2 protein-coding genes are annotated in these 3,350 nt (G+C 75.2%); both read right to left on the minus strand.

Annotated features, from left to right (window positions below; genetic code table 11):
• Window positions 1–1,403 (minus strand): Mur ligase family protein (locus JZ5iCDA_RS16380; RefSeq protein ID WP_069388099.1); only part of this gene is annotated, 1,403 nt, incomplete at its 3' end.
• A 127-nt stretch (window positions 1,404–1,530) separates the two neighbouring features.
• On the minus strand, window positions 1,531–3,350 hold a 1,820-nt coding region (locus JZ5iCDA_RS16385; RefSeq protein WP_139123182.1), incomplete at its 5' end, for a peptidoglycan D,D-transpeptidase FtsI family protein.

The raw sequence follows: 3,350 nt of genomic DNA on the forward strand, positions 1-3,350 counted from the left end.
GCCGCGTCGCGGGCCGCGAGGGCGCCGGGGAGCACCTCGGCGCGGATCGCCGCGGGGTCCTCGCCGTGCGGGTCGTCGTCCGTCACGACGACGACGTCGGCGCCGTCGACCGCCACCGCGCCCATCGTGGGGCGCTTGCCGCGGTCGCGGTCCCCCGTCGCGCCGAACACCACGGCGAGGCGGCCGAGCGTCGTCGGGCGCAGCGCGTCGAGCGCGAGCGCGAGCGCGTCCGGGTTGTGCGCGAAGTCGACGACGACGCGCGGGGCGTGCGGCGGGGTCGAGACGACCTCCATGCGGCCCGGCACGGCCGGTCCGAGACCGCCCGCTCCGTCCAGCGCGGCCTCCAGGTCGCGCGCGTCGGTCCCCGCCTCCAGGACCATCGCCACGGCGAGGGCCGCGTTCGCGACGTTGAACGGGCCGGGCAGCGACGTGGCCGTGCGCACCTGCCGACCGTCGCGGTGGCGCACGGCGAAGGCGGTACCCCCGTCCTCCAGCGGTGCGACGTCCACGACCGTCCAGTCGGCCGGGGCGACGTCGGTCCCGTCGGTCGAGCCGCCGGACGGGTCGACGCGCAGCGTCGCGACGGGCACGCGCGCGGCGGCGGCCATCCGCTCGCCCCACGCGTCGTCCACGACGACGACGCCGCGACGCGAGTGCTCGGGCGTGAACAGGGTCGCCTTCGCGTCGAAGTACGCCTGCAGGTCGCCGTGGAAGTCGAGGTGGTCCTGGCTCAGGTTCGTGAAGCCCGCGACGTCGAAGACGAGCCCGTCGACGCGGTGCAGCGCGAGGGCGTGCGACGACACCTCCATGGCGAGCGTGCTCACGCCGTCCTCGCGCATCGCGGCGAGGAGTGCCTGCAGGTCCGCGGCCTCGGGCGTCGTGAGCCGGCTCGGCAGCACGCGGTCGCCCGAGCGCATCTCGACGGTCCCGACGAGCCCGCCCTTCCAGCCGAGCGCGCGCATCGCGTGGTCGACGAGGTACGTCGTGGTCGTCTTGCCGTTCGTCCCCGTGACGCCGAACGTCGTGAGGCGCTCGGCCGGGCTGCCGTACACCCAGGCGGCGAGCGGGCCGAGGAGCGCTCGCGGGTCCTCCGCGACGAGGACCGGGACCTCCGCGGTGCCCGCGTCGAGCAGCGCCGCGCCCTCCTCGTCGGTGAGGACGGCCGTCGCGCCCCGCGCCACGGCCGACGGGACGAAGCTGGCCCCGTGTGCTCGGGCGCCGGGCAGCGCGACGAACAGGTCCCCGTCGGCGACCGTGCGGTCGTCGGAGGCGACCGACCAGACCTCGACCCCGGCTGCGCGGTCCGCGCCGTCGAGCACGCGGAGGCCGAACCGGGCCGCTGCCTCCCCGACCGTGCGGCGGGTGGCCACGGCAGGACGAATGCGGTCGATCGGGGTTGTCACGTGAAGAACCTACCGTGCCCGCACCGGCGCCCCTGCCACGCTGACGCGCCCGGGCGGCGCTTCACCGGACCTTCACCACGGCGGCCGCGCACGCCACCGCCCGCGCGGTCCGCGCGGGGCGTGGCGGTCACCACGTCGTGGGCAGCGGCACGTACGGCTCCACGCTCGGCCCGACGTTCTGGTGCTCGAGCGTGAACCCCATGATCTCGCTGAAGACCGGGGCGGCGACCACGCCGCCGTAGATCGACGTCCGCGGGTTCTTGAGGAAGACGCCGACGGTGTAGCGCGGGTCGTCGGCGGGCGCCACGCCGATGAAGGACGCCATGATCCCGGACAGCTGGCCGTCCGCGCCCGCCGCCTCGGCGGTCCCCGTCTTGCCCGCGATCCGGTACCCGGGCACGGACGCGGCCGCACCCGTCCCCTCCTCGACGACCGACTCCATCATCTGCAGCACCGTGTCGGCCGTCTCCTGCGAGACCACGCGCCGCGGCTCCTCGACCTCCGCCGGCGTGAAGGTGCCGTCGGGCGACGTGGTCCCGGCGACGAGGTGCGGCGTGCTGCGCAGGCCGCCGTTCGCGATCGTCGAGAACACGCTCGCCGCCTGGACGGCGTTGACCGACACCGACTGGCCGAAGAGCACGGCGTACTCGGTGCGCCCGTCCCACGAGTCCGCCGGGTGCAGGATGCCCGCCGACTCGCCGGGCAGACCCAGGCCCGTGGGCTGCCCGAAGCCGAACTTGTGGAGGTAGTCGTACCGCACCTGCTTCGGGATGCGCTCGCCCACCTGGACGGTCCCGGTGTTGGACGACTCCGCGAGCACGCCCGCGAGCGTGAGGCGCTGCAGCTCGTGCTCGTGGGAGTCGCGGAACGTCTGGCCGTTCGGCGTCGTGTAGGTGTAGGGCACCTCGAACTGCGTGCCGGCCTCGGCGTAACCGCCCTCGAGCGCCGCCGCCATCGTGATGACCTTCCCCGTCGATCCCGGGTCGAAGATGTTGGACACCGCACGGCTCGGCCGCGACACCGCGTCCGTCGTCCGGTCGTTCGGGTTGACGGTGCCCGAGTCCGCGAGGGCGAGCACCTCCCCGGTCCGGGTGTCCTGCACGACGGCGATACCGAAGTCGGCGCCCGACTCGCGCACCGCACGGTCGACGGCGTCCTGGGCCTTCCACTGCACGTCCCGCTCGATGGTCAGGCGCACGTTCTCCCCGGGCACCGCCGGGTCGGTCTCGCAGTGCCCGGTGGGGATCAGCTCCCCGCCCCGGCCGGCCTCGCACTCGCGCGAGCCCGGGGTGCCCGCGAGCGCGTCGTCGTACGCCGCCTCGACGCCACCCATGCCGACCTGCTCCGAGTTCACGAACCCGACGAGGTTGCCGGCCACGGTCCCCGCGGGGTAGGTGCGCTCGCTCGTCGCGTCGGCCCGGATGTACGCCGACAGGCGCAGCTCGGCGATCTCGCGCTGGACCTCCGGCGTGACCTCCTTCTCGAGGACGACGTACCCCTCCCCGTTGAGGCGCGCGGCGAGGTCCGGGGCGGACTCGCCGAGGACGGGAGCGAGGAGCTTCGCCACGCCCACGGCGCCGCCCTCCTCGAGCGGCGTCCCGTCCGCGAGCTCCCGGTTGCCGGGGGTGAAGGACTGGATCGCGGTACGGTCGGCGCCGATCGTGTAGCGGTCCACGGAGGTGGCCAGCACGACGCCGTCCGCGTCCGTGATGTCGCCCCGGTGCGCGAGCGTCGTGGAGCTGCGCAGGCGCACGTCGCGCGCCTCCTCCGCGAGCTCGGGGCCCTTGATCACCTGCACGTTGACGAGCTGGGCGACGAACAGGAGCACCACGAGCGTCCCGACGCCCATGAGCCACCGCTGCCGCTGCTCGGGCCGCCCGGGCTCCGGCACCGGTCGTGCCGGGGGGCGCGGCGTGCCGCCGCCGCGCCCGCCCGCGGCGGGGACGC

The sequence above is a fragment of the Cellulosimicrobium cellulans genome, assembly GCF_001722485.1.
Classification (GTDB): domain Bacteria; phylum Actinomycetota; class Actinomycetes; order Actinomycetales; family Cellulomonadaceae; genus Cellulosimicrobium; species Cellulosimicrobium cellulans_A.